Source organism: Pseudonocardia parietis (assembly GCF_017876315.1).
Classification (GTDB): Bacteria; Actinomycetota; Actinomycetes; order Mycobacteriales; family Pseudonocardiaceae; genus Pseudonocardia; species Pseudonocardia parietis.
This window is the reverse complement of record NZ_JAGINU010000001.1, coordinates 4,690,871-4,713,662: the sequence shown is the minus strand read 5'-3', so window position 1 is coordinate 4,713,662 and position 22,792 is coordinate 4,690,871. Positions and strand designations below refer to the sequence as shown.

Below are 22,792 nucleotides of genomic sequence, written 5' to 3'. Positions count from 1 at the left end.
ATCGGGCGACCCCGGACGACCGAGAGACGAGGAGTGCGTCATGACCACCACGCGACCGAACGCCACACAGAAGCCGCGCAGCCACCAGGTCACCGACGGACTCGGGGCGACCGCCGCCCGGTCGATGCTGCGGGCCGTCGGCATGCGCGACGACGACTTCGCCAAGCCACAGATCGGGATCGCGTCCTCCTGGAACGAGATCACCCCGTGCAACCTGTCGCTGCAGCGGCTCGCGACGGCGGCCAAGGAGGGCGTGCACGCCGCCGGCGGGTACCCGATGGAGTTCGGCACGATCTCGGTCTCCGACGCGATCTCCATGGGCCATCGGGGCATGCACTACTCGCTGGTCAGCCGGGAGATCATCGCCGACTCGGTGGAGACGGTCGTCGAGGCGGAGCGGCTCGACGGCACCGTCCTGCTCGCCGGCTGCGACAAGTCGCTGCCCGGGATGCTGATGGCCGCGGCGCGACTCGATCTCGCCGGCGTGTTCGTCTACGCGGGATCGATCATGCCGGGCCGGGTGGGGGACCGGGAGGTCAACATCGGCGACGCCTTCGAGGCGATCGGCGCGTGTGCCCGCGGCCTGATCACCGCGGACGAGGTGGACACCCTGGAGCGGGCGATGTGCCCGGGCGAGGGTGCGTGCGGCGGCTTCTACACCGCGAACACGATGGCGGCCGCGGCCGAGGCGCTCGGGATGGCGCTGCCCGGCTCGGCCAGCCCGCCCGCCGTCGACCGGCGTCGCGACGGCGTCGCCCGGGCATCGGGCGAGGCGTCGGTCGGGATGATCGCGCGGGGGCTGACCGCCCGCTCGGTGCTGACCAAGGAGGCGTTCGAGAACGCGATCGCCGTCGTCATGGCGTTCGGCGGGTCCACCAACGCGGTGCTGCACCTGCTGGCGATCGCACGTGAGGCCGGTGTCGCCCTGAACCTCGACGACTTCAACCGGGTCGGTGACCGGGTGCCGCACCTGGCCGACGTCAAACCGTTCGGGCAGCACCTCATGTACGCCGTCGACCAGGTCGGCGGGATCCCGGTCGTGATGAAGGCGTTGCTCGACGCCGGGCTCATCCACGGCGATGCGCTCACCGTCACCGGGCGGACCGTCGCCGAGAACCTCGCCGAGCTCGACCCGCCGGCGCTCGACGGCACCGTCGTCCACGACCTGGCGAACCCGATCCACCCGACCGGCGGCATCACGATCCTGCGCGGTTCGCTCGCACCGGAGGGGGCCGTCGTCAAGTCGGCCGGGTTCGACGCGACCACCTTCACCGGCACCGCCCGGGTCTTCGACGGCGAGCAGGGCGCGCTCGACGCCGTCGACGAGGGGGAGATCGGGCCCGGCACGATCGTGCTGATCCGCTACGAGGGGCCGCGCGGCGGGCCCGGGATGCGCGAGATGCTGGCGGTCACCGGCCGGATCAAGGGGGCCGGGCTGGGCAAGGACGTGCTGCTGGTGACCGACGGCCGGTTCTCCGGTGCGACGACCGGGCTGTGCGTCGGGCACGTCGCTCCGGAGGCTGCCGACGGCGGCCCGATCGCGCTGGTCCGCGACGGCGACACGATCACCCTGGACATGAAGGCCCGCACCCTCGACCTCGGGGTGTCCGGTGAGGAGCTGGAGCGCCGGCGCGCGGACTGGGTGCGCCCGGAGCCGACCAACCGGCGCGGGGTACTGGGGAAGTACGCCAAGCTCGTCTCGTCCGCCGCCGACGGCGCGGTCTGCCTCTGACCCCACCGCGGAGGGTGGATGCGTGGTGCCGCGCTCGTATGGCATATTGCGGGGCGGGACGATCGAGAATGGGCAAGCACACCTCTCCTCCGAACAGGCCTACGTGTACTGACGGGGAGACGGAACCCACAGCCTCCGGCGGACGTCCACCACCCTTTTGAGACTGGCGTGATCCCCTGCGAAATCGGCGGGCGGTGAGCGTGTGTGCTGTGGAGGCCGGCATGGATGAGCAGCTGTTCCCCGAAACCCGTGGCGGGCCCGGTGTCGGCGTCGTCGTCCCGTACGACTTCGCCCAGGACCGTGAGATGTGGCGATGGGTGCCGGAACCGACGTCGTTGCACGTCACCCGGACGCCGTTCGTCGCGATCCCGGCCGACGCGGGCCAGGCCCGCCTGGTCTCGGACCCGGAGATGGTGCGCCGGGCCGTGCAGGACGTGCTGCTGCCCGAACCGGGTGTGGTGGCCTACTCGTGCACGTCGGGCAGCTTCGTCGGCGGCGCGGAGGGTGAGCGGGCGCTGCGCGCGGTCATCCGCGATGCCGGTGCGCCGCAGGCGGTCACGACCGCGGGATCGTTGGTCGAGGCCTGCACCGCGCTCGGCGTGGACCGGCTCGCCCTCGCGACGCCCTACGTCGACGACCTGACCGACAAGCTCGAGGGGTTCCTCGCCGCGCACGGCGTCGGCACGGTGAGCAGGCACGGGCTCGGCCTGCTCGGCCACATCTGGCACGTGTCGCCGGCCGAGGTGGTCCGCGCGGTGCGGGCGGCCGACCACCCGGATGCGGAGGCGGTCTTCGTCTCCTGCACCAACCTGCCCACCTACGACGTGATCGCCCGGCTCGAGCGCGAGCTCGGCAAGCCGGTCCTCACCGCGAACCAGGTCACCATGTGGGCCGCGCTGTCCGCGGCGGGCCTGTCCGCGGTCGGCCCGGGCCAGGCGCTGATCGAGCGCCGGGCGCCCGGCGACCGCCCGGTCCTGCGGGTCGTGGCGCCGGGAGACACGACCGACCTGCCTGCGGATCCCGACGAGATGGACGGCGCCGGGCTCCCGTCGCTGCACAAGGTCCGGGTCCGGATGCCCGACGAGTCCGGCGCGCTGGCCCGGCTGACCGCCGCCGTCGCCGACGCGGGCGGCAACATCCTGTCGCTGTCGGTGCACGGGCAGGACTCCCGCTCGGTCGTCGACGAGATGCTGGTGGGCGGCACGCTGAGCGCGGCCCGGCTCGTCGCCGTGATCCGCGGCGCGCTGAACACCGCCGGTCCGGACGCGGTCCGGGTGGTGCCGGCCGACCCGCACGAGCTGGTCGACGGCCCCACCCGGGCGCTGGACCTGGTCGCCGGCTGCCGCGGACGGGACGCCGCGGGTCTGCTCGAGGGGCTGGCCGCGCTGCTGCGCGCCGACGAGATCGACGTCGCACCGGCCGGGACGGCGCCGGACGACGAGCACGCGCTCGTGCTGCCGACGCCGCTCGAGCCCCGGATGGTCGCCCGGCGGCAGTGGGCTCCGTTCACGGTCACCGAGCGGGCCCGGGCCGAGGCGTTCGTGCGGGCCGCGACCGCGGACGCGGGCCGCACGGCCTACGAGGTGCTGCTGCCCGACGGTACGGAGCTCGTCGCGAGCCCGGCCACCGGTGCCGAGTTCGCCGAGCTGGACACGCTGGTGCGGGCCTGCCTGGACGCGCGTCCGGACGGTGCACCGTCCGATGTGGAGTGGACCACGGCCGATCTGCGTGCCGTGCTGCTCCCGCCCGGCGGTGCCTGCATGGTGGTACGCACCGCGGACGGCACCCTGGTCGCGGCCGGCTCGCGCCCGCAGACCGAGGAGTCGGACCCGGCGGCAGTGCCGGAACCGGTCGTCATGGTCCACCCGCAGTACCGGGGGCACCGGCTGGCCGAATGGCTGCGGCGCAAGCTCACCACCGCCATCGCGGCCTGACCGGAGCCGGCCGGGCGGGTCAGCGCAGCACGGCGGCGAACATGCCGGGCTCGTAGGAACCCGCCGGGGTCCGTGCGATCACGTTGAGCCGGTTCGCCGCGTTGACCATGGCGATCAGGCAGAGCAGCGCGGCGACCCCGTCGTCGTCGTAGTGCTCACGGACCCGGGCCCAGGTCTCGTCGGAGACGCCCTGGTGGGCGTCGGCGAGCCGGGTCCCCTCCTCGGTCAGCGCGAGCGCGGCGCGTTCGGCCTCGCTGAACCCGACGGCCTCGCGCCAGGCCGCGACCAGGTTCAGCCGGGCCGGACTCTCGCCCGCCGCCGTCGCCTCCTTCGTGTGCATGTCGACGCAGAAGCCGCAGCCGTTGATCTGGCTGGCGCGCAGCGACACCAGCTCCCGGGTGGTCCGGGGCAGCGGTGACTGCTCGAGCACCAGGGCGGCGCCGGCGAACCGCTTGGCGAACGTGCCGGCGAGCTGGTTGCCGAACAGATCGAATCGGGTGTCCATGGTCTCGTCCTCACTCGTGTCTCGGGTATGTCGGACGACCACGAGACCCCGGTGACCCGGAACGCGTGACAGGGTCGGGGTGTGACGCAGGACACGCCGGGCGGCTGTCACGGATCGGCCGCGCCCGGCGTCGGATGGTGACGCGAACGAGAGGAGTCGACCGTGCCCGTCGAGCCGGCCGCGACCGCGGAGTTCCTCACCCATCGCAACCTGCTGTTCACCGTCGCCTACGAGATGCTGGGCTCGGCCGCCGACGCCGAGGACGTCCTCCAGGAGACGTGGCTGCGCTGGGCGGACGTCGATCTCGCCGTGGTGCGGGACTCCCGCGCCTACCTGGTCCGCATCACCACCCGTCAGGCGCTGACCCGGCTGCGGACCCTCGGCAGGCGCAAGGAGTCCTATGTCGGCTCCTGGCTGCCCGAGCCGCTGCTGACCGCGTCCGACGTGGCTGATGACGTCGAGCTCGCCGAGAGCGTCTCGATGGCGATGCTGCTGGTGCTGGAGACCCTCGCGCCGACCGAGCGGGCGGTGTTCGTGCTGCGCGACGTGTTCGCCCTCGGGTACGACGAGATCGCCGAGGCGGTCGGCAGGAATCCCGCCGGCGTCCGGCAGATCGCCCACCGGGCGCGGGCACACGTCGCCGCGCGCAGACCGCGCGGTGGCGCGTCGTCGCGGGACGAGGCCCGGTCCGCGATCGAGGCGTTCCGGCGCGCGGTCGAGACCGGCGACCTGCAGGGCCTGCTCGACGTGCTCGCCCCGGACGTCGTCCTGGTGGGCGACGGCGGTGGGATCAAGAAGGCGATCCCGCGGCCGGTCACCGGCGCCGACCGGGTGGCACGCGTGCTGACCGGCGGGCTCGGCAAGCTGGCCGGCGCGTCGGTGTCGCTGCACCCGGTGCAGGTCAACGGCCATCCGGCGCTGGTCCTGCGGCTCGACGGCGAGCTCGACAGCGTGCTGACGGTCCGCATCGACGACGGCCGTGTCACCGGGCTCTACGCCGTGCGCAACCCCGAGAAGCTCGCCCGCATGGACCGCGTGACCGCACTGGGGCGCTGAGTCCGGGGCGCCTACGCTGCGGTGCGTGCCCGACGAACAGCGAGCCGAAGCGGGAAACCTGCCCTCCGACTGGGCGGCCTGGAAGGACCGGGTCGACCTCGACGCCTACGACGCCCGGTGGGCGGCGATGGCCGAGGCGGGCCACGACCCGCACGGGGAGGCGGGACTCGTGCAGGCGCTGCTCGAGGACGGCCCGGTGCTCGACGGCGGCTGCGGCACCGGCCGGGTCGCGATCGAGCTCGACCGCCGCGGGATCGCCGTGACCGGTGTGGACCCGGACCCCGACATGATCGCCGCGGCGCGGGCCAAGGCGCCCGGGCTGCGCTGGGAGGCGGTCGGCCTCGAACACCTCGACCTGCCCGACCGGTTCGGGCTGGTCGTGCTGGCGGGCAACGTGATCCCGTACGCGTCCGACCGGTCCGGTGTGGTCGCCGGATGTGCCCGGCACCTGCGCCCGGGCGGGCTGCTGCTGGCCGGGTTCTCACTGCGGCCCGGCTGGCCCACCCCCGAGGAGTACGACGGCTGGTGCGCCGCCGCGGGCCTGGAGCCGCAGCAGCGCTGGGCCACCTGGCACCGCGACCCGTACGACGGCGGTGACTACCTCGTCGCCCTGCACCGCCGCCGCTGACCGGCGCCGGCTCCCGGGCCTAGGGAACCCGGCAGAGCAGCTCGCCGTGCGGGACGACGAACCAGCCGTCCGGGTGCGCGGCCCACTCCCGCCACGCCTGCGAGATCCCGTCCAGTTCGGACGGATCCGTCAGCCCGCGCTCGAGGGCCGAGCGCCCGACAGCGGTGTGGACCCGGTCCGCCCACATCCCGCCCCAGGCCGCGCGCTCGCCGGGGGTCGCGTAGCACCACACCGACGCCGACGGGGTCACCTCGGTGAAGCCCGCGGCGTGCGCCCAGCCCAGCAGCCGTCGTCCGGCGTCGGGCTCGGCGTCGTTGCCGCGGGCCACCGCCCGGTAGAGCTCGAGCCAGCGGTCCAGTCGCGGGTCGTGCGGCCACCAGTGGAAGCCGGCGTAGTCGGCGTCCCGGACCGCGACGATCCCGCCCGGCCGGGCGACCCGGCGCAGCTCGCGCAGCACGGCGACCGGGTCGGAGACGTGCTGCAGCACCTGGTGGGCGTGCACGACGTCCCAGGTGTCGTCCGGATCGGACAGTGCGTAGGCGTCGTCGAGGGCGAACTCCACCGGCACACCGCGCTGCTCGGCTCCCGCGCGGGCCTTGTCGAGGGGCTCGGGGACGACCTCGACGCCGCGGACCCGTCCGGGCGCCACCCGCTCGGCCAGGTCGGCGGTGATGCTGCCGGGGCCGCAGCCGACGTCGAGCAGGCTGGTACCGGGGCGCAGGTGTGGCAGCAGGTAGCCGCACGAGTTCACCGCGGTGCGGGCGGCGTGCGAGCGGACGACGACGTCGGGATGACCGTGGGTGTAGGTGTCGCGGGGCACGGTGACAGCGTGCCGTACTCAGTTCCGGGCGAGCACCGCGGCGTCCAGGGCCTCGCGCATCGCCGCCTCCGGACCCGTGCGCCCGGTCATCAGCTCCACCTGGGCGACGGCCTGGCGCAGCAGCATCTCCAGCCCGGACACGATCGTCGCCCCGGCCGCGGCGGCACCGCCGGCGACGACCGTCGGCCACGGCGCGTACACGGCGTCGAGCAGCACGGTGCCGGGACGCCAGCGGGCACCGGCGAGCGGGTCGGCGACCCCGGCGGGCAGCGTGGAGACCACGACGTCGGCGCCGTCGAGCAGGCCCGCGGTGGCGGCCGGGTCGGTGAGCACGGCGTGCACCCGTGCCTCGGCGCCCAGGCGCGCCGTGGTCGCGAGCAGGTCGTCGGCCCGGCCGGCGTCACGGACCAGGATGTCGATCTCGTCGGCCTCCAGGTCGTGCAGCGCGGCGACGGCGGCCTGCGCGGTCCCGCCCGCCCCGAGGATCACCGCGCGTCCGCTGCCCGCCCCGGCCGCGCGCAGGGACTCGGCGATCCCGGTGACGTCGGTGTTGTGCGCGCTGCTGCCGTCCGGGCCGAACACCAGGGTGTTCCCGGCACCGATCGCCGCGGCACCCGGGGCGACGTGGTCGGCGACGTCGAGCAGCACCCGCTTGAGCGGCATGGTCAGCGACAACCCGGCCCACTCGGGGCCGAGCCCGGCGACGAACCCGGCCAGGCCCGCCGCGTCCACCTCGTACCGGTCGTAGTGCCAGCCGTCGAGGCCCAGCGCGGCGTAGGCGGCGTTGTGCAGGGCGGGGGACAGCGAGTGCGCGATCGGCGAGCCGAGCACGGCGGCACGGCGGGCGGGGGTGGTCCGGGTTGTCACCCCCGCAGTATGCGGGGCTGCGTCCGGGCGGGTCGGGACGGCTCCTGCACGGCCGAGCGGACGGGCCGCACGGGGCGGCTGCCACCCTGGTCGGGTGGAGCGAACGGTGCTGGTCCTGGGTGGACGGAGCGAGATCGGGGTGGCGGTGGCCGAGCGGCTGGCCGGGCGGGATGCGGACACCGTGGTGCTGGCCGCGCGCCGGGCGCACGACCTCGACGCCGAGACCGCGCGGGTGCGCGCGGCCGGTGCGGTGGCCGAGACCGCGGAGTTCGACGCCGACGACCTGGCCGGCCACCGCCCGCTGCTCGACGAGGTGCTCGCCCGGCACGGGCGGATCGACGTCGCCGTCGTCGCGTTCGGGATCCTCGGTGACCAGGCGCGTGCGGAGACCGACGCCGCGCACGCGGCGGCGATCGTGCACACGGACTACCTCGCCCAGGTGCACCTGCTCACCGAGCTGGCGCAGGTACTGCGGGCACAGGGGAGCGGGACGCTGGTCGTCTACTCCTCGGTGGCCGGCGTGCGGGTGCGCCGGGCGAACTACGTCTACGGCAGCGCGAAGGCCGGCCTCGACGGGTTCGCCTCCGGTCTCGCGGACGCCCTGCACGGATCCGGCGTGCGTCTGGTGCTGATCCGGCCCGGGTTCGTGATCGGCCGGATGACGACGGGGATGAGCCCGGCCCCGCTGTCCTCGACTTCGGATCAGGTGGCCGACGCCACGGTGCGGGCGGTCCGCAGGGGCCGGGGCAACGCCGACGTCTGGGTCCCGGGTGCGCTCCGGCTGCTGTTCACGGCGCTGCGGCTGCTGCCCCGGCCGCTCTGGCGCCGGATGCCCCGTTAGGGGGTACCTGGACCTTCGACTGCCACGCCACGTCCCGCATTCGGTGTGTGGCACTTCCGCTGTGGTGACGGTGGTCATATGGTCGCGTGCGCATCCCCAGTGGTGACGACGACGTCCAGGAGGACAGCAGTGGGACACACGCGCGGAGCCGTGATCCGGAGCGCACCGGGCAAGTTCGAGGTCGTGGACCTGGAGATCGACGACCCGCGACCGGGCGAGATCGAGGTCAAGATGGTGGCGTCGGGCCTGTGCCACTCCGACGACCACATCGCGACCGGTGACATCCCGGTCGGCACCTACCCCTTCGCCGGCGGCCACGAGGGCTCCGGCATCGTGACGAAGGCCGGGACGAACAAGAAGGGCCTCAAGGAGGGCGACCACGTCGTCTTCTCCTTCCTGCCGTCCTGTGGCCACTGCCGCTGGTGTGCCAGCGGCATGCAGAACCTGTGCGACCTGGGTGCCGGCCTGCTCGCCGGGACCCGGTGGGAGGAGAACTCCACCCGGCTGAGGCTGGCCGACGACGGCACCCCGGTCGGCCAGATGTGCGGCATCTCGACGTTCTGCGAGACCACGCTGGTCTCCGAGGACTCGTGCGTGAAGATTCCCGACGACATCCCGCTCGAGGTCGCCTGCCTGGTCGGCTGCGGTGTGGGCACCGGCTGGGGCTCCGCGGTGAACGCCGGCGGTGTCCAGCCCGGCCACACCACGATCATCATGGGTGTCGGCGGCATCGGCATCAACGCCGTGCAGGGTGCCGCGCACGCGGGCGCGTCGCAGGTCATCGCCGTCGACCCGGTCGCGCTGAAGCGGGAGAAGGCGCAGCAGATGGGCGCCACCCACGCGGTGGAGTCGATGGAGGAGGCCACCGAGCTCGCCCAGCAGTTCACCAACGGCCAGGGTGCCGACCAGGCCATCATCACCGTCGGTGTGGTCAAGCCGGAGCACGTCGGCCAGGCGATGGCGTCGATCCGCAAGGCCGGCACCGTCGTCGTCACCGCGCTCGGCGACATCAACAGCACCGAGGCGCTGCCGGTGTCGCTGGCCGACGTGACGCTGTTCCAGAAGCGCATCCAGGGCGCGATGTTCGGTATGTCCAACCCGAACTGGGACATCCTGCGCCAGCTCGAGCTCTACCGCTCGGGCGCGCTGAAGCTCGACGAGCTGGTCACGAGCACCTACACCCTCGACCAGGTCGCGACGGCGTACGAGGACATGCACGCCGGCAAGAACATCCGCGGCGTCATCCGCTACTGATCCACAGCACGGTCACGACGGGCCCCGGGACGACGTCCCGGGGCCCGTCGCACGTCCGGCGCCGCCTACCGCCGGATTCAGTCCTCCCGGGCCACGGCCAGGGCGGCGGCGGTCGAGGCGGCCATCCGGAGCGAGCCGATCGCCGTCGGGTGGAAGGGATCGGGCCGGTTCAGGCCCTGCAGGTCCGGGCCCATCCGGTCGCCCGACACCGCGCACAGCGGCGTCAGGTTCGGGGCGGCGGTGGTGAACCCGTACCGGGCCGCGCCGTCGGCGAGGACGTCGTTGAGCCGCCGGTTCCGCTCCGCCAGCAGGTCGATCTTCTCCTGGTCCAGCCCCGGTGTGCCGATCGGGCCCCGCATGTCCGGGCAGGTCGGGTCGAACTCCGCGGGGAACGGGTCGTAGGACAGCGTGACGACGACCCATGGCCGCGCGGGCAGCGCGTCCAGATCGGCGAACAGCGCCCCGATGTCACGGGCGAACTCGGCGAGCCGGGCCTCGAACTCGCCGTCGGAGAGCCGGTCGTCGCAGGTGGCGAGCCCGTAGCAGTACAGCAGGAAGTCCGACCAGGCCAGGTCGTTCGGGCCGACCGCGACGGACACCCAGTCCAGGCCCTGCACCTGCTTGAGCCTGCCGACCTGCGGGGGCAGCGTGACGCCCTCGCGCAGCTGCGGGCCGCGGAGCCCGGCCGCGACGCTCGCGCCGGCGCACGCCAGGTTCAGCACCTGCTCGCCGCGCAGCAGCGACAGCTGAGCGGCGGCCGAGTCGGCGCTGCGGGCGCACGCGGCGTCGTCCGGGTCGACGGTGCCGTCGGGCCCCACGACCGGCGGGCCGCCGATCCGCGCGGCCCGCGAGTCGCCGATGACGGCGCCGCTCACCCCGGTGACCGGCGGCCCCACCGGGGACGGGCTGACCGTCGTCGCACCCACCAGGTCGGTCAGCGAGGTGACCTTCCCCAGCCCGGTGGTCGTGCCGTGCAGCGCGGCGGCCCCGGCCCCGCCCCAGAGCAGCACGGACGCGGTGACCGCGATCGTCGTCATCCGGCCGATCGGACCGGCGTGGTCGTCCCAGTGCACGGCGCGGTGGCGGGTGTGGGCCCGGCGCAACGCCACCAGCAGCCGGGCGCAGGCCATCAGCGCGCTGCCCAGCAGCGCGGCCAGCACCATGCCGGCCGCGCCCCACAGGTACCAGGTGGCGAAGCCCTCGATGAGGTCCTCGACGGCACCCGCCACCCCGCCCGGCCGGTCCGCGGTCTGCGCGGTCAGCAGCGGCCCGTTGTCGGGCGGGCGCTCGAGCGGCCCGATCGAGAGCCGTGGCCGGATCGGGCCGTAGACCTCGACCTCGGTCAGGTCGAACTCGGCGTTGCCGAGCTGCACGATCTGCGCCGGCCCGGACAGCGAGAGCGGCGGGACGCGGGCGCCGACCCCGATGTCCTGACCGAACACCTCGACGTGCTTCTCCGGCGTCAGCATGATCACCAGCGGGACGCCGACGACCGCGATCAGGGCCAGGAGCGCCATGGTGGGCAACGACCGGGCCTCGCGCACCAGCGCGCGGAGCCGGCTCGGGCGGGAACGGCGCGCCGGCACCGTCAGCGGGGGAGGTCGGGAGACGGCATGCGGCCATCGTGCCCGCCGGGCCCCGGCCGCGTCACGGCGAACGGGGTCGCGGAACCGTGATCCTCGACCCCGTCAGGCACCGCGCAGGCGTGGGCGGAGCCACTCGGCCGCGACCGCTCCGGCGCCGCCGGCCTCGATGTCCTCGGCGAGTGCGTCGGCGTGCGCGGTGAGGCCGTCCAGGTCCAGCCCGGCCGGGGCGTCGGCGCCCAGCACCCGCCACGACCGGAGCCCCTCGGTGCCGCGGCGCAGCAGCGCGACGGCGCCGCGGGCGTTGCCGCGCTGGGCGTGGGTCAGGCCGACGGCGAGCTGGGCCAGCGACCGCCAGAGCCCCCGGGTGTCGTCGCCGCTGTCCTTCCAGGCGCCCTCGAGGACCTCGTGGGCCTGGAACGGCAGGCCGTCGTCGAGCAGTCGTTGTGCCTCGGTGACGGCCTCGGCGGGGCTCAGCACCAGGTCCTCGGGCACCCGCTCGACGCCGGCGGCCCCGTGCGGCAGCGGGCGCCCGGCGGCGTCGCGGGGGCGGGCGTTGCGGGCGCGGCCGGCCTCGTCACGATCGCGGGATCGGGTCATGGGGACGACCCTGCCAGGTGATCCGTTAGCGTGCGTGCCATGACCCATGGGCTGTTCGACGTCGACGGCAAGGTCGCCCTGGTGACGGGCGGGACCAGCGGAATCGGGCAGATGATCGCCCGCGGGCTCGTGGAGGCCGGTGCGCGGGTCTACGTGTCCAGCCGCAAGGCCGACGCGTGCGCCGCCGCCGAGGCGGAGACCGGCGCCGTCGGGATCCCGGCCGACCTGTCGTCGGAGGACGAGTGCGTCCGGCTGGCGTCCGAGATCGGGGCCCGGGAGGACCGGCTGCACCTGCTCGTCAACAACGCGGGCGCCACCTGGGGTGCACCGCTGGAGGAGTTCCCGGCGCACGCCTGGGACAAGGTGCTCGACCTGAACCTCAAGGCGCCGTTCTTCCTGACCCGGGCGTTCCTGCCGCTGCTCGAGGCCGCCGCCTCGGTCGACGACCCCGGCCGCGTGATCAACATCGGCAGCATCGACGGATTGCGGGTGCCCGAGGCGCCGAACTACAGCTACTCGGCCAGCAAGGCCGCGGTGCACCAGCTGACGCGCGTGCTCGCTCGCGACCTCGGGCCGAGGCGGATCACCGTCAACGCGATCGCGCCGGGCCCGTTCCCGTCGCGGATGATGCGGGCGACCCTGGAGGAGGCGGGGGAGGAGATCGCCGAGTCCGCGCCGCTGGGCCGGCTCGGGCAGCCGTCGGACGTCGTCGGGGCCACGCTGTTCCTGGCCGCGGCGGCGGGCTCGTACGTCACCGGCGCGATCATCCCGGTCGACGGGGGCATCTGGACGACACGCTGACAGCGCCCGCTCGTCACTCCTGTCGACTGTCATGGCGCTCCTCGGGTGTCAGGTAGGAGTGGCCGGTGGGTGTGGTGGTGCGCACGCCCTCGGGGGTGCGCTTCACTGACCACCCGGGCTGCTCGCGGACATGGTTGTGGAACTCGCAGGTGGCCCGGCCGTTGTCGAGTTCGGTGGGTCCGTGGTCGGTCGCGCGGTCGATGTGGTCGAGGTGCCGGGCCGGTGCATCGCAGTAGGGCTCGGTGCACCGATGTCGCGCCCGGGCCTTGAGGAGTTCGGCCAGCAGCCCGGTGAAGAACCGTTGCCGGGATTCGCCGCCGATCACGATCCCGTTCCGGGTGAACAGCCGCCGTAGCGCCTTCTGACCGGTGCTGGTGGCCAGCAGGTCGACCGGGACGGGGCCGTGGCCGGGGACCTCGGCGGGTAGTGGGCTGTCCGGGTCGATGAGGGCCTCGACCGGGACCATCACCTGGACTTCGAGGTCGATGTCGGTGGCGGTGGTCTTCCCGGTGACGCGCTCGACCAGGGTGTCGGCCATGACCTGGCCGCGGGTGCGGGTCAGTGGTGCCGGGTCCACCGAGACGTCGACGAACGCCTTGCGCAGTGCGGCCAGGCAGGCGACGCCTTGCTCGACCGGTAGGTAGGCGGTCAGGTAGGTCATCGCGTCCGGGGCCGGGCGCAGGGTGACCCGCCGCTGGGTGCGGGCGGTGTCGACGCGGGCCGTGAACTTGTCCGGGGCGATCTCGGCGACCAGCCTGCGGGTCAGGTCGCGCAGTCGTCCGGTCCCGAGCCGGGGCAGGTCGTGGGCGGCGAGCCGGGTGTCGATCGTGGCCCGTTCGTCGTGGTCGAGGTCCGTGGTCGCGGTGACGATCGCGGAGACCTTGTCCCGGCTCAGTTCGCCGGCGACGAACAGGGCGCGGACGTGGTCGAGGCCTTCGCGCAGATCACGCGCGACCCGGAGCCGGGAGCGCCCTTCGGTCGGTGACACCCGGCAGGCGAGCCCGATCTGGGCGACCGCGGCGCGTTCGAGTTTCTCGGGTTCGACGACACCGGCGGATATCCGTGCGCTCACGTGGGCGCGGGCGAATGCGCGGATGCGGTTCGCCTGCAATGCGGCCAGTGAGTTCTGCAACGATTCGATCTGCTGAATCTGATCGATCAACTCGGACTCGGACTCGGATTCGGTGCGCGACTCCGCATCCGCTGCGGCAGCCTGCTCGATGACCAGCTGCATCAGCGTGAGGTCGACCTGCGGGAACCCGGGCTCTCCGGCACCCGGGAAGGTGTCGGGGATCGGGGGGTCGTGGACTGCGGTCACGCGTCTCATTTTAGCCGAACAGGTGTTCGATGTCACTCTTTCTTTGGTGATCGCGAATACCGGTATCCGGTGGTGCATTGTTGGTCGCCGAATGGTTTTCGAGCGGAAACATTCGGGCGATCGGGCTCCGCATCGGCTGCGGGACCACCAGGGGTACAGGAGCGCGCTCGCCGCGAGATCGAACTACCCGCATGTGCCCCTCGAACGTCAGGTGCGGCCCAGGGCACGGGCGGCGGCGCCACCAGGGGCACGCGAGCGCGCTCGCACGAGATCGAACTACCCGCACGCGCCTCTCGAGCGTGAGGTGCGGCCAGGCACGGCCCGGCTGCTCCACCAGGGGCAGAGGAGCGCGCTGGCCCCGGGATCGAACTACCCGCACGTGCCCCTCGAACGTCAGGTGCGACCCAGGGCACGGCCCGGCTGCTCCGCGAGGGGGCACGCGAGTGTGCTCGCCACAGGATCCGAACTACCCGCACGCGCCTCTCGAGCGTCAGGCCCCGCCCGGGCACGGCCCGGCGGCTCCATCATGGGCGCATGCGGGCTGTCAGATCTTGCGGCCGGAGCGCCGGTGTGCCGTTCGCCCCGTGCCGGGGAGGGCGCACGCGGGGCCGGGCGCGGTGCGCAATGATGCCCGCGTGGTCCAGGCACCCGACAGACCGGTCCGGCCCGTCACCGCGGCGCGGAGGCGTGGGCCCGGTGCCCCAGCGGCCTGGCTGGTCGCCGTGGGCGTCCCGACCGTGGTGCTGGCGCTGCACATGGCGCTCTACGGCCGCTGGCTGATCGACGACGCGGGCATCACGTTCGCCTACGCCCGCTCGATCGCGGCCGGCGCGGGCCCGGTGCTGCAACCGGGCGCCGACCCGGTGGAGGGCTGGTCGAACCCGGCCTGGCTGGCGCTGCTGGTGCTCGCGAGCGCAGCCGGACTGTTCGACCACGGCACCTGGTTCGGGGTGTCGGACCTGGTGCTGTTCCCGAAGGGCGCCGCGCTGGCCTGCGGGGCGGGCGTCGTGGCGGCGTTCCACCTGGCGGCCCGGGAGATCGTGCCCGGGCGATGGCGGGCCGCCGTGGTCACCGCGGTGGCGGGGACGCTGGCCGCCGCCGTGCCGTCGTACGCGGTCTGGCTGACGTCCGGGCTGGAGAACCCGCTGCTCGCGCTCGCCGCGGCGGCGCTCGCCGCGACGCTGGTCCGCGCCGTGTCCCGGGATCGGCTCACCGCGCCCGGGCCGGCGGTGACCTGCGGGCTGCTCGCCGCGCTCGCCGCACTGACCCGGCCGGACGGTCTGGTGTACGCCCTCGCGTACCCGCTCGCGCTGCTGGTGCTGCTGCGCCGCGACACGATCCTGCGGGCGACGGCCGCGGCGGGGCTCTCACTCGCCGTGTTCGCGGTGCCCTACGGCGGCTACCTCCTCTGGCGGGTCGCGACCTTCGGGCTGTGGGTACCGAACACCGCCGTCGCCAAGGCACAGGGTCTGCCGGAGGTCACGGCGCTGAACCGGCCTGCCGAGCTGGTGCCGGTGGCCGGATGGCTGCTGGTGTCGCTGGCGGTCGGCGCGCTCGGGGCGGCGCTGCTACGTCCGGGCCGGCACCGGCCGCTGTTCGCGGTGCTGCTGGTGCCGCTCGGGTGCGCGCTCGCGGCCTACGCCGTGCTCGAACCGGACTGGATGGGTCTGCACCGGTTCGCGACGCCGATCTGGGCGCTCGGGGCGCTGGTCGCGGTGCTCGCCGTGGACCGTGCGATCGGCGCGGCGACCGTGCGGGGCCGGACCGTGGCCGGGGTCCTCGTCGTGGTGGCGCTGGTCGTGTCGGCGTCGTCGTGGCTGGAGACCGCGCGCACGTTCCGCAACGGGCCGACCGTGCCGCTGTGCGCGATCGCGGTCGGGATGGGCGCCGCGCCGAACGCGTTCGGCGACATCCTCGGGATCCCGAGCGGCCGGATCGCCACGCCGGACGTCGGCGGCACTGCGCTGAGCAGCCGGTACGAGGTCGTCGACCTGGTGGGTCTGGTGTCGGCGCCGATCGCCCGGTTCCACGCCGACGACGACATGGACGCGCTGCGCGACCATGTCCTCGACGACGTGCGTCCCGAGTTCATCGAGGTGCACGGCAACTGGACGCGCAGCACCGGGCTGCTGGCCGATCCGCGGACCGCGCAGCGCTACGTGCCGGTGCTCATGGTGAGTCCCGACTCCGGATACCTGGTCCGGCGCGACCTGGTCACCGATCCGGCGCTGCTGGCGGAGGCGACCGCCTTCGCGCAGCAGGTGACGCAGCCGCGGCGGGAGGGCGCGAGCGCGGCGCCCCGCTCCGGCTGCGGGACGCTGCGTCCGGGATCGACGGACGCGCTCACGGTGACCCGGTGACCCGATGAGCCGCGAACCGGTGAGCGGCGGACCCGGTGACCCGTCCGCGATCCGGTGATCAGCCGGACTCGAGCGCTCCCAGCTCCTCGGTGAACCGGTCGAGGTAGGTGAACCAGTCGTCCACCGGCGCCGAGGGACGGACGACGAACTTGGTGAGCCCGCTGTCGACATGCCGGCGGATCAGCTCCGCGGCCCCGTTCCAGCCGAGCCCGACGAGGTCGCGGGGGTCGGCGTCCGGGCGCTGGACGGTGGCTCGCTCCAGCGCTGCGTCCAGGTCGGTGCCGGGGAGCGCGATCCAGATGTTGGTGCCGTAGTGGTCGTCCTCGATCGTCCGGCCGGCGTCCCGTGCCGCGTTCTCGATGACGGTGCGGGCCCGGGCGGTCTCGGCCGGGGTCAGGTAGCTGGCCAGCCAGCCGTCGGCGAGCCGGCCCACCCGGCGCAGGCCCGCCTCGGCCCGGCCACCGAGCCAGAGATCCAGCGGCCGGTCCGGCCGGGGGAGGATCGTGGCGTCGTCGAGGGTGAAGAACTCCCCGTGGTGGGTCACCGACTCCTCGGTCAGCAGCCGGCGCAGCACGACGAGCGACTCCTCGAACACCGCGACCAGCCGGCCCGGGGCGGGATGGAGCTGCCGGTCCTCCGGGGACGCCGCGCGGATCCCGAACACCGGCAGGATCCGCTTCGGCGCGAGCACCGCGAGTGACGCGAGCTCGGCGGCCAGGAGCATCGGGTTGCGCCCCGGCAGCACCGTGACACCGGTACCGACCTTGAGCCGCCGGGTCCGCGCGGCGGCCCAGGTGCTCCCGACCATCGGATCGATCACGGGCTTGGACGCCAGGTCAGCGAGCCAGAGAGAGTCCACGGAGGACTTGTCGAGGGCGTCGACGACTTCGTCGAACTCGGATCCCAGCTCGGCGAGGCTGCGTGCCCCCAGCAATCCGACGCCGATCCGTACCTTGCCGTGCGGAGAGTCGACCACTCACGGCACGTTACGCGGCGGTCACTGCCCGGTCACGACTCCCGGCGTGGATCACGTACGCGAGCGCCCCCGACTCGGCTGCCGATCGGGTCAGGATGCGGCGCTGACGGACCGGTCGCCGGCCTCGGTCGCCGCGTGGTGGATCTGCGACACGCGTGCTTTGGACAGGCTCAGGGCATCGCCGATCTCCTGGTAGGAGAGTCCTGCGCCGCGCATGGTGGCGATGGCCTCGCGCCGGCTGTGATCGAGACGGGCGCGGGCACGTTCAGCGACGGCGGCCTGGTCCAAGGCCTCCTGAAGTGGCCGGGTGAAGTCGCGGTGGTCGGTCGCGAAGGTCCACTCCAGCGCGAACTCCTCGGTCCCGAAGAAGTCGATCAGAGCTTCCTGGACGCCGTCACGGATATCGGAGAAGCGCTCGAAGTCCAGCCCGACGAAGGCGCCGCCGGGCAGATCGTTGACGATGGCCGACCACAGCCCGTCCTCGCGGTTCACGTCAACCGTGTAGGTGCTCATCGTTCCATCCACTTCTCTCCGAAGCACGGTGCGAGCCGCTCCTCCAGGTTCCGCAGGACCGTCCAGGACAGCTCGCGCGGATGATCTGTCAGCGAGAAGCGCACGATCTCGATTCCGGACGAGTCGACCAGTGCGTGCCAGCGGTGTGAGCCCTCGCCCCTCCCCGGGATCTCGATCACTCTCATCGAGTGCCGGCGGGCCGTGCGGCGGACGATCTGCATCGTCGTCGCGTACTTGGTCCGGCGGTTCACCACAAGGGTAAGTCTAGCGAGCTGAACGGGCAAGCGTTCAGTGGGCTGTACGGGTGTGTGAGCCTAATTCGACACCCGGTAGAAGTTCGTGGGACGAGTACGGCAGAGTGGAGGGCGACATCGTTCCGACCCCGTCCCGGAGGAACCCGCTGCCATGAACGACCCCACCATCGTCGCCCGGGTCTTCCGGGTCGTCGCGATCGCCGAGGCCTGCTCCTGGACCGGGTTGCTGATCGGGATGTTCGTCAAGTGGGTGCTGGGCACCAGCGAGCTCGGGGTGCAGGTCTTCGGCCCGATCCACGGCGCGCTGTTCGTCGTGTACGTGCTGGTGACGCTGTGGACGGCACGGCTGTTCCGGTGGGACCTGTGGACGACGGTCGTCGGCGTGCTCGCCAGCATCCCGCCGCTGACGACGATCTGGTTCGAGCGGCATGTGGCGCGATCCGGCCGGCTCGACCCCGCGCGCAGTCAGCCCGTCACCGGCTGACACGCGCTCCGAACTGCGGTGCGGCACCCACCCTTGACGTCTGAGGTAAGCCTAGGCTAACTTCAACGCCGTCGCCTCGTGGTGGGGGCGGCGCGTCAGTTCGGGAATCACGGCCCGGCCGCCTCGACCACAGCGGCCGGGCCGTCCCTCTTTTCGCTCTCCTCTGCGGTTCTCGTCCGGAGGGATCGAGGGTCTTGACGATCAGCTAAGGGTAGGCTAACTTCAGTGATGTCGCTTCGTGGTGGGAGCGGCGCGTCAGTTCGGGAACGAGGGCCCGGTCGCCAACACGGTGGCCGGGCCCTCACGCGTTAGCGGGGTTCAGCGATCGGGGTGTGCGAGCGCCCGGTAGACCGGCCGGAGCAGGTCGGTCAGCGTGTCCGGGCCCGCGCGCAGCGCCGGCTCCGGCACCTGGTCGAGCACGGCGTCCGGCTCCGTCTCGGGCGGGCTCGGGGGAGCGGCGCCACCGGCCGGGGCGGTCCAGAAGCCGTCGAGCAGGTCGGCGAGCGCCGCGGGGCCGGAGGGGGCGCCGGCCCCCGCCGCGCGGTCCCGCTCCTCGCGCAGCCGCTCCAGCAACGTCGTGCGGTCCCGCCCGCGCAACGTGAGCAGGGTGAACGGGTCGGTGTCGCAGCGCTCGGCCAGCACGTAGAACACGGCGGCGAGGTGCTTGCAGGGCACCGTGGCGTCCGGGCAGGAGCAGTCCTGCGCCAGGTCACCACCGGCCGCCGGGAACAGCGACAGTCCCAGGCCGTCGAGCAGCTCCTCGATCTCCGGCGGGACCGTCCCGGAGAGCAGCGCGGCCGCGTACCAGGCGTCGGCGGCCAGCGCCTCCTCCACCCGCCGCCACTGCGGCTTGTCCCAGACCCGCAGCCCGATCCGGACCCGGTAGGGCTGCGGCCGGGTGCCCTGCACGAGCGCCACGGCCGCGCCGGCGTCGACGTCGAGCGACACGATCTGCCCGGAGCGGGCGTAGGTCTTGCCGCGCGAGAGCCGCCCGCCGACGCCGAGCCGCTCCAGCACGGACAGGAACCGCGCCGACCACCAGGTGCGGGCCACCGCTCCCTTCGCGGCGTGGATCCGGATGCCGCCCTCGACCCGGATCGGCCGGCCGCCGGTGTACTCGTCGGACGCCCAGAACGGCTGGTCACTCATCGGTCTCTCCCGGGTCGTCGGTGACCGCGTCGGACCCGAGCGCGAACACCTCGCGCAGCTCGGCCGTGGACAGCGACGTCAGCCAGTCCTCGCCGTCGGTCACGACCATGTCCGACAGCGACCGCTTCGAGGCCACCAGGGTGTCGATCCGTTCCTCGACCGTGCCCGGGCAGACGAACTTGCGCACCTGCACCGAACGCTTCTGCCCGATCCGGAACGCCCGGTCGGTGGCCTGGTCCTCCACCGCCGGGTTCCACCACCGGTCCAGGTGGATGACGTGGTTGGCCGCGGTCAGCGTCAGGCCGGTCCCGCCGGCCTTGAGCGAGAGCAGGAACACCGACGGCCCGTCGTCGCTCTGGAACCGGGCCACCATCTCGTCGCGCCGCTTCTTCGGCGTGCCGCCGTGCAGGTAGAGCACCTCGGTGTCGAACCGCGCCGACAGGTGCGGCCGCAGCATCGCGGCGAACTCCGTGTACTGGCTGAACAGCAGCACCTTGTCCCCGGCCGCGAGCACCGACTCGAGGATCTCCTCCAGCCGGGCGACCTTCCCGGAGCGGTGCCGCCCCCCGGCCCGGTGGATCGGGGACCCGTCGTGCAGCAGCTGCGCGGGGTGGTTGCAGATCTGTTTGAGCTTGCTCATCGCGGCGAGCACGTTGCCGCGGCGCTCGATGCCGTCGCTGCCCTCGATCCGCTCCATCATGTCGTCGACGACCGTGCGGTACAGCGACGCCTGCTCCCGGGTGAGCCGGTGGTCCTGCACGATCTCGATCTTCTCCGGCAGGTCGTCGATCACCTGCGGGTCGGTCTTGACCCGGCGCAACAGGTACGGCCGGGTGATCCGGCGCAGTGTCCGGGCGGCGCCGGCGTCACGGTGCCGCTCGACCGGGACCGCGAAGCGCTGCCGGAACACCTCGGGCGAGCCGAGGATGCCGGGGTTGAGGAAGTCCATCACCGACCACAGCTCGGCCAGCCGGTTCTCCATCGGGGTGCCGGTGAGTGCGATCCGGTGCGCGGCATCGAGCGAGCGCATGGTCCGCGAGGCCGCCGCGTGCGAGTTCTTGATCATTTGGGCCTCGTCGAGGACGAGCCGGTGGAACCGCCACAGCCGCAGGTCCTCCGCGTCCCGGGTGGCGGTGGCGTAGGTCGTCACCACCAGGTCGACCTCGCCGAGCCGGGTGTGCAGGGCCGCGCCGCGGGGGCGCGCCGCACCGTGGTGGGCGTGCACCCGCAGGTCCGGGGCGAACCGGGCCGCCTCCTTCTGCCAGGTGCCGACCATCGACATGGGGCAGACGATGAGGGTGGGTGCGGTGCTGTCCTCGGCCCGGTCGTGGGTCTCCAGGGCCAGTAGCTGCACCGTCTTGCCCAGCCCCATGTCGTCTGCCAGGCAGGCGCCCAGCCCGAGCGAGGACAGGAACGCCAGCCAGGCCACACCCCGCTCCTGGTAGGGGCGCAGGGTCGCGGTGAACCCGGGCGGCGCGGGCAACGGTTCGAGGTCGCGCTCGGCGGTGCCGTCGAGCAGGGCGCCGAGCCGGCCGCGGGCGTCGACGTCGGTGACCGGCAGCGGTGCGTCGACGTCCCCGCGGGCCGCGGCCAGCACGTCGTGCACGGTCGGGGTGCGGTCCCGGGAGCGGCGCAGGAAGTCCAGACCGCGGGCCAGCGCGTCCGCGTCGACGGCGACCCAGCGCCCCCGCAGCCGGACCAGTGGCGCCTTCGCCGCGACCAGGGCGCTGATCTCGTCCTCACCCAGCTCGTCGTCGCCCACCGCGAGCGACCAGCGGAACTCCGCCAGCTCGTCGCGGCCCAGCCCGCCGCGCGTGACGACCCCGGGAGCCGGAGCCGACGACGCCGACAGCTTCAGCCCGAGTGCGCGCGTCCCGTCCCAGCCGCGCGGCAGCGTGACACCGAACCCGGCTGCGAGCAGTGCGGGAGCGTCGCGGGTGAGGAAGCGGTGCGCGCCGGCGACGTCGAGCGTCAGTCCCACCGGCCGGGCGTCGCGCAGCGACCGGACCAGCTCCGGCAGCACCTGCGCGGCGCGGCCCAGCTCGGCCAGCAGCACGTCCTGCGCGCCGGCGATCAGGCCGTCGGCTGCCCCCGCCCAGACGTCCGGGGCCTCGAGCTGCAGGCTCGGGTCCTCGGTGGACTGCAGCGCGAACCGCACCTCCCAGCGGGTGCCGTCGCCGGTCTGGTCGAGCGGGTCCGGATCCGGGTCGGCCGGATCGTGCATCGTGGAGACCTCGGTCAGCCGGAACAGGGCGGTGCCCGCCCCCGGCTGCTCGCGGCCCACGTCGTCCCACGCGGTGAGGGCCTCGCGCAGCGCGCCGAGTCCCTCCTCGGTCGCCGGCACCTCCGGCGCGGGCCCGGTCAGCGCGTGCAGCAGCGCGGCCGGGGTGCTCGGCCGGTCGGGCAGCGGCAGTGGCATCGCGGCGCTGCGCCCCAGCCGGTCCCGGACCGCGGTGTCGGTGAAGCGGTCGAGCGCGGTGCCGACCAGCTCGTCGGGGTCCTGCCCGGCGACGTCACCGGGGCGCCGCTGCTCGCAGCGGGCCACCGGCGGGAGCCGGCGCGCCAGATCGGCCCGGGCGACGGCGTCCAGCCCCTGCACGACCGGTCGCCAGCGGGCCACCGGCCGGCCCGCCTCGGTGGCCAGCACCGGCAGCACGCGCCCGCGGGCGGCCAGCTCGTCGGCGAAGCGGACCAGCTCGGCCAGGTGCCGGAACGACTCGCCGTACCGGACGTCCGGCGACGGGTCGGTGAGCTCCGACGGGTCGACCTGCACGGCAGGCACGGTCCACGGGGCCAGCGTGGGTTCGCTGCGGGTCCGGGCGCGCGCCGTGGTCCGCACCAGGCCGGGCGAGTCCCGCGGGCCGCTGGGGTGCGACGGAAGCAGCACCGTCACCGACGCCGCCTTCCCCGGATGGATCGCGGCCAGCTCGTCGGAGGGCACGGCGAACGGGTGCGGCCGCGCGGTCCGCAGCGAACGCCGGTCGGTCCGCGCGGGCCGCTCACCGTCCTCGGCCCAGAGCAGGACACCCCGCCCGGGGGAGTGGAGCGCATGAACGACGAGCACGCCACCACGCTAGAGCCGACCCCCGACAGCGACGCCCCCGCGTCCCGCCGAAC

The 22,792-nt window shown here is 73.7% G+C and carries 20 protein-coding genes and 1 pseudogene; 10 read left to right on the top strand and 11 right to left on the bottom strand.

Going from position 1 to position 22,792, the window contains the following annotated elements:
- Nucleotides 1-40 precede the first annotated feature (40 nt).
- The 3 genes and pseudogenes from ilvD (at nt 41) to JOF36_RS41680 (ending at nt 3,666) form a co-directional block, all read left to right on the top strand.
- A complete protein-coding gene (gene ilvD, locus JOF36_RS22260) occupies nt 41-1,732 on the top strand; it encodes a dihydroxy-acid dehydratase (RefSeq protein ID WP_210030457.1) in 1,692 nt (563 codons plus the stop codon).
- Nucleotides 1,733-1,953: 221 nt separating this feature from the next.
- Nucleotides 1,954-2,673, top strand: a pseudogene (locus tag JOF36_RS41685) (maleate cis-trans isomerase family protein); the annotation flags it as partial.
- An 87-nt stretch (nt 2,674-2,760) separates the two neighbouring features.
- Entirely contained in the window at nt 2,761-3,666 is a 906-nt protein-coding gene (locus JOF36_RS41680; protein WP_504739890.1) for an ACT domain-containing protein, read from the top strand.
- Between the two features lie 19 nt (nt 3,667-3,685).
- Here the strand turns inward: JOF36_RS41680 and JOF36_RS22250 are convergent, their stop codons facing one another.
- Complete coding sequence (locus JOF36_RS22250) at nt 3,686-4,171, bottom strand: carboxymuconolactone decarboxylase family protein (protein ID WP_210030453.1); 486 nt, start codon at nt 4,169-4,171, stop codon at nt 3,686-3,688.
- Nucleotides 4,172-4,333: 162 nt separating this feature from the next.
- Between JOF36_RS22250 and JOF36_RS22245 the strand changes: the two genes are divergently transcribed.
- The gene (locus JOF36_RS22245) at nt 4,334-5,227 is read left to right on the top strand and encodes an RNA polymerase sigma-70 factor (protein WP_210030451.1); all 894 of its coding nucleotides are present in this window, start codon (nt 4,334-4,336) and stop codon (nt 5,225-5,227) included.
- 25 nt (nt 5,228-5,252) lie between these two features.
- The gene (locus JOF36_RS22240; protein ID WP_307862527.1) at nt 5,253-5,855 is read left to right on the top strand and encodes a class I SAM-dependent DNA methyltransferase; all 603 of its coding nucleotides are present in this window, start codon (nt 5,253-5,255) and stop codon (nt 5,853-5,855) included.
- A gap of 19 nt (nt 5,856-5,874) precedes the next feature.
- Here the strand turns inward: JOF36_RS22240 and JOF36_RS22235 are convergent, their stop codons facing one another.
- Together JOF36_RS22235 and JOF36_RS22230 are read right to left on the bottom strand one after the other, a co-directional pair.
- Nucleotides 5,875-6,675: a methyltransferase domain-containing protein gene (locus tag JOF36_RS22235; protein WP_210030449.1), complete on the bottom strand. Its 801-nt coding sequence runs from the start codon at nt 6,673-6,675 to the stop codon at nt 5,875-5,877.
- A gap of 18 nt (nt 6,676-6,693) precedes the next feature.
- A complete protein-coding gene (locus JOF36_RS22230; RefSeq protein ID WP_210030447.1) occupies nt 6,694-7,542 on the bottom strand; it encodes a shikimate dehydrogenase in 849 nt (282 codons plus the stop codon).
- 94 nt (nt 7,543-7,636) lie between these two features.
- Between JOF36_RS22230 and dprE2 the strand changes: the two genes are divergently transcribed.
- Both dprE2 and JOF36_RS22220 read left to right on the top strand, forming a co-directional pair.
- The gene (dprE2, locus tag JOF36_RS22225) at nt 7,637-8,383 is read left to right on the top strand and encodes a decaprenylphospho-beta-D-erythro-pentofuranosid-2-ulose 2-reductase (RefSeq protein WP_210030444.1); all 747 of its coding nucleotides are present in this window, start codon (nt 7,637-7,639) and stop codon (nt 8,381-8,383) included.
- 129 nt (nt 8,384-8,512) lie between these two features.
- Nucleotides 8,513-9,637 (top strand): NDMA-dependent alcohol dehydrogenase, encoded by a 1,125-nt coding sequence (locus JOF36_RS22220; protein ID WP_307862526.1) that lies wholly within the window; start codon nt 8,513-8,515, stop codon nt 9,635-9,637.
- Nucleotides 9,638-9,714: 77 nt separating this feature from the next.
- On the opposite strand, the gene JOF36_RS22215 is transcribed toward JOF36_RS22220, so the two are convergent.
- A complete protein-coding gene (locus JOF36_RS22215) occupies nt 9,715-11,223 on the bottom strand; it encodes a GDSL-type esterase/lipase family protein (protein ID WP_307862525.1) in 1,509 nt (502 codons plus the stop codon).
- 102 nt (nt 11,224-11,325) lie between these two features.
- Nucleotides 11,326-11,820, bottom strand: a complete 495-nt coding sequence (locus JOF36_RS22210; RefSeq protein ID WP_210030432.1) for a DUF309 domain-containing protein — start codon at nt 11,818-11,820, stop codon at nt 11,326-11,328.
- Between the two features lie 39 nt (nt 11,821-11,859).
- On the opposite strand from JOF36_RS22210, the gene JOF36_RS22205 reads away from it, so the two are divergent.
- A complete protein-coding gene (locus JOF36_RS22205; RefSeq protein ID WP_210030430.1) occupies nt 11,860-12,621 on the top strand; it encodes an SDR family oxidoreductase in 762 nt (253 codons plus the stop codon).
- Nucleotides 12,622-12,634: 13 nt separating this feature from the next.
- On the opposite strand, the gene JOF36_RS22200 is transcribed toward JOF36_RS22205, so the two are convergent.
- The gene (locus JOF36_RS22200; protein ID WP_210030428.1) at nt 12,635-13,939 is read right to left on the bottom strand and encodes an HNH endonuclease signature motif containing protein; all 1,305 of its coding nucleotides are present in this window, start codon (nt 13,937-13,939) and stop codon (nt 12,635-12,637) included.
- Nucleotides 13,940-14,661: 722 nt separating this feature from the next.
- Here JOF36_RS22200 and JOF36_RS22195 point away from each other — a divergent pair.
- On the top strand, nt 14,662-16,299 hold the full coding sequence (locus JOF36_RS22195; protein WP_307862524.1) for a hypothetical protein: 1,638 nt from the start codon (nt 14,662-14,664) through the stop codon (nt 16,297-16,299).
- A gap of 58 nt (nt 16,300-16,357) precedes the next feature.
- On the opposite strand, the gene JOF36_RS22190 is transcribed toward JOF36_RS22195, so the two are convergent.
- The 3 genes from JOF36_RS22190 to JOF36_RS22180 all read right to left on the bottom strand — a co-directional run bounded on the left by JOF36_RS22190 (nt 16,358) and on the right by JOF36_RS22180 (nt 18,039).
- The gene (locus tag JOF36_RS22190) at nt 16,358-17,275 is read right to left on the bottom strand and encodes a TIGR03854 family LLM class F420-dependent oxidoreductase (RefSeq protein WP_307862523.1); all 918 of its coding nucleotides are present in this window, start codon (nt 17,273-17,275) and stop codon (nt 16,358-16,360) included.
- Between the two features lie 90 nt (nt 17,276-17,365).
- Nucleotides 17,366-17,788 carry a sigma factor-like helix-turn-helix DNA-binding protein gene (locus tag JOF36_RS22185; protein ID WP_210030426.1) on the bottom strand — a complete coding sequence of 141 codons (423 nt, stop codon included), beginning with the start codon at nt 17,786-17,788 and terminating at the stop codon, nt 17,366-17,368.
- A complete protein-coding gene (locus JOF36_RS22180) occupies nt 17,785-18,039 on the bottom strand; it encodes a hypothetical protein (protein WP_307862522.1) in 255 nt (84 codons plus the stop codon). The genes JOF36_RS22185 and JOF36_RS22180 overlap by 4 nt, the downstream gene beginning before the upstream one ends.
- A gap of 154 nt (nt 18,040-18,193) precedes the next feature.
- On the opposite strand from JOF36_RS22180, the gene JOF36_RS22175 reads away from it, so the two are divergent.
- Nucleotides 18,194-18,526: a DUF3817 domain-containing protein gene (locus JOF36_RS22175; protein WP_210030422.1), complete on the top strand. Its 333-nt coding sequence runs from the start codon at nt 18,194-18,196 to the stop codon at nt 18,524-18,526.
- A gap of 318 nt (nt 18,527-18,844) precedes the next feature.
- Here JOF36_RS22175 and JOF36_RS22170 read toward each other — a convergent pair whose 3' ends face one another.
- Both JOF36_RS22170 and JOF36_RS22165 read right to left on the bottom strand, forming a co-directional pair.
- On the bottom strand, nt 18,845-19,675 hold the full coding sequence (locus JOF36_RS22170) for an SWIM zinc finger family protein (RefSeq protein WP_210030420.1): 831 nt from the start codon (nt 19,673-19,675) through the stop codon (nt 18,845-18,847).
- Nucleotides 19,668-22,739 carry a DEAD/DEAH box helicase gene (locus JOF36_RS22165; RefSeq protein WP_210030418.1) on the bottom strand — a complete coding sequence of 1,024 codons (3,072 nt, stop codon included), beginning with the start codon at nt 22,737-22,739 and terminating at the stop codon, nt 19,668-19,670. Before JOF36_RS22165 ends, JOF36_RS22170 begins: the two co-directional genes overlap by 8 nt.
- Nucleotides 22,740-22,792: the final 53 nt, after the last annotated feature.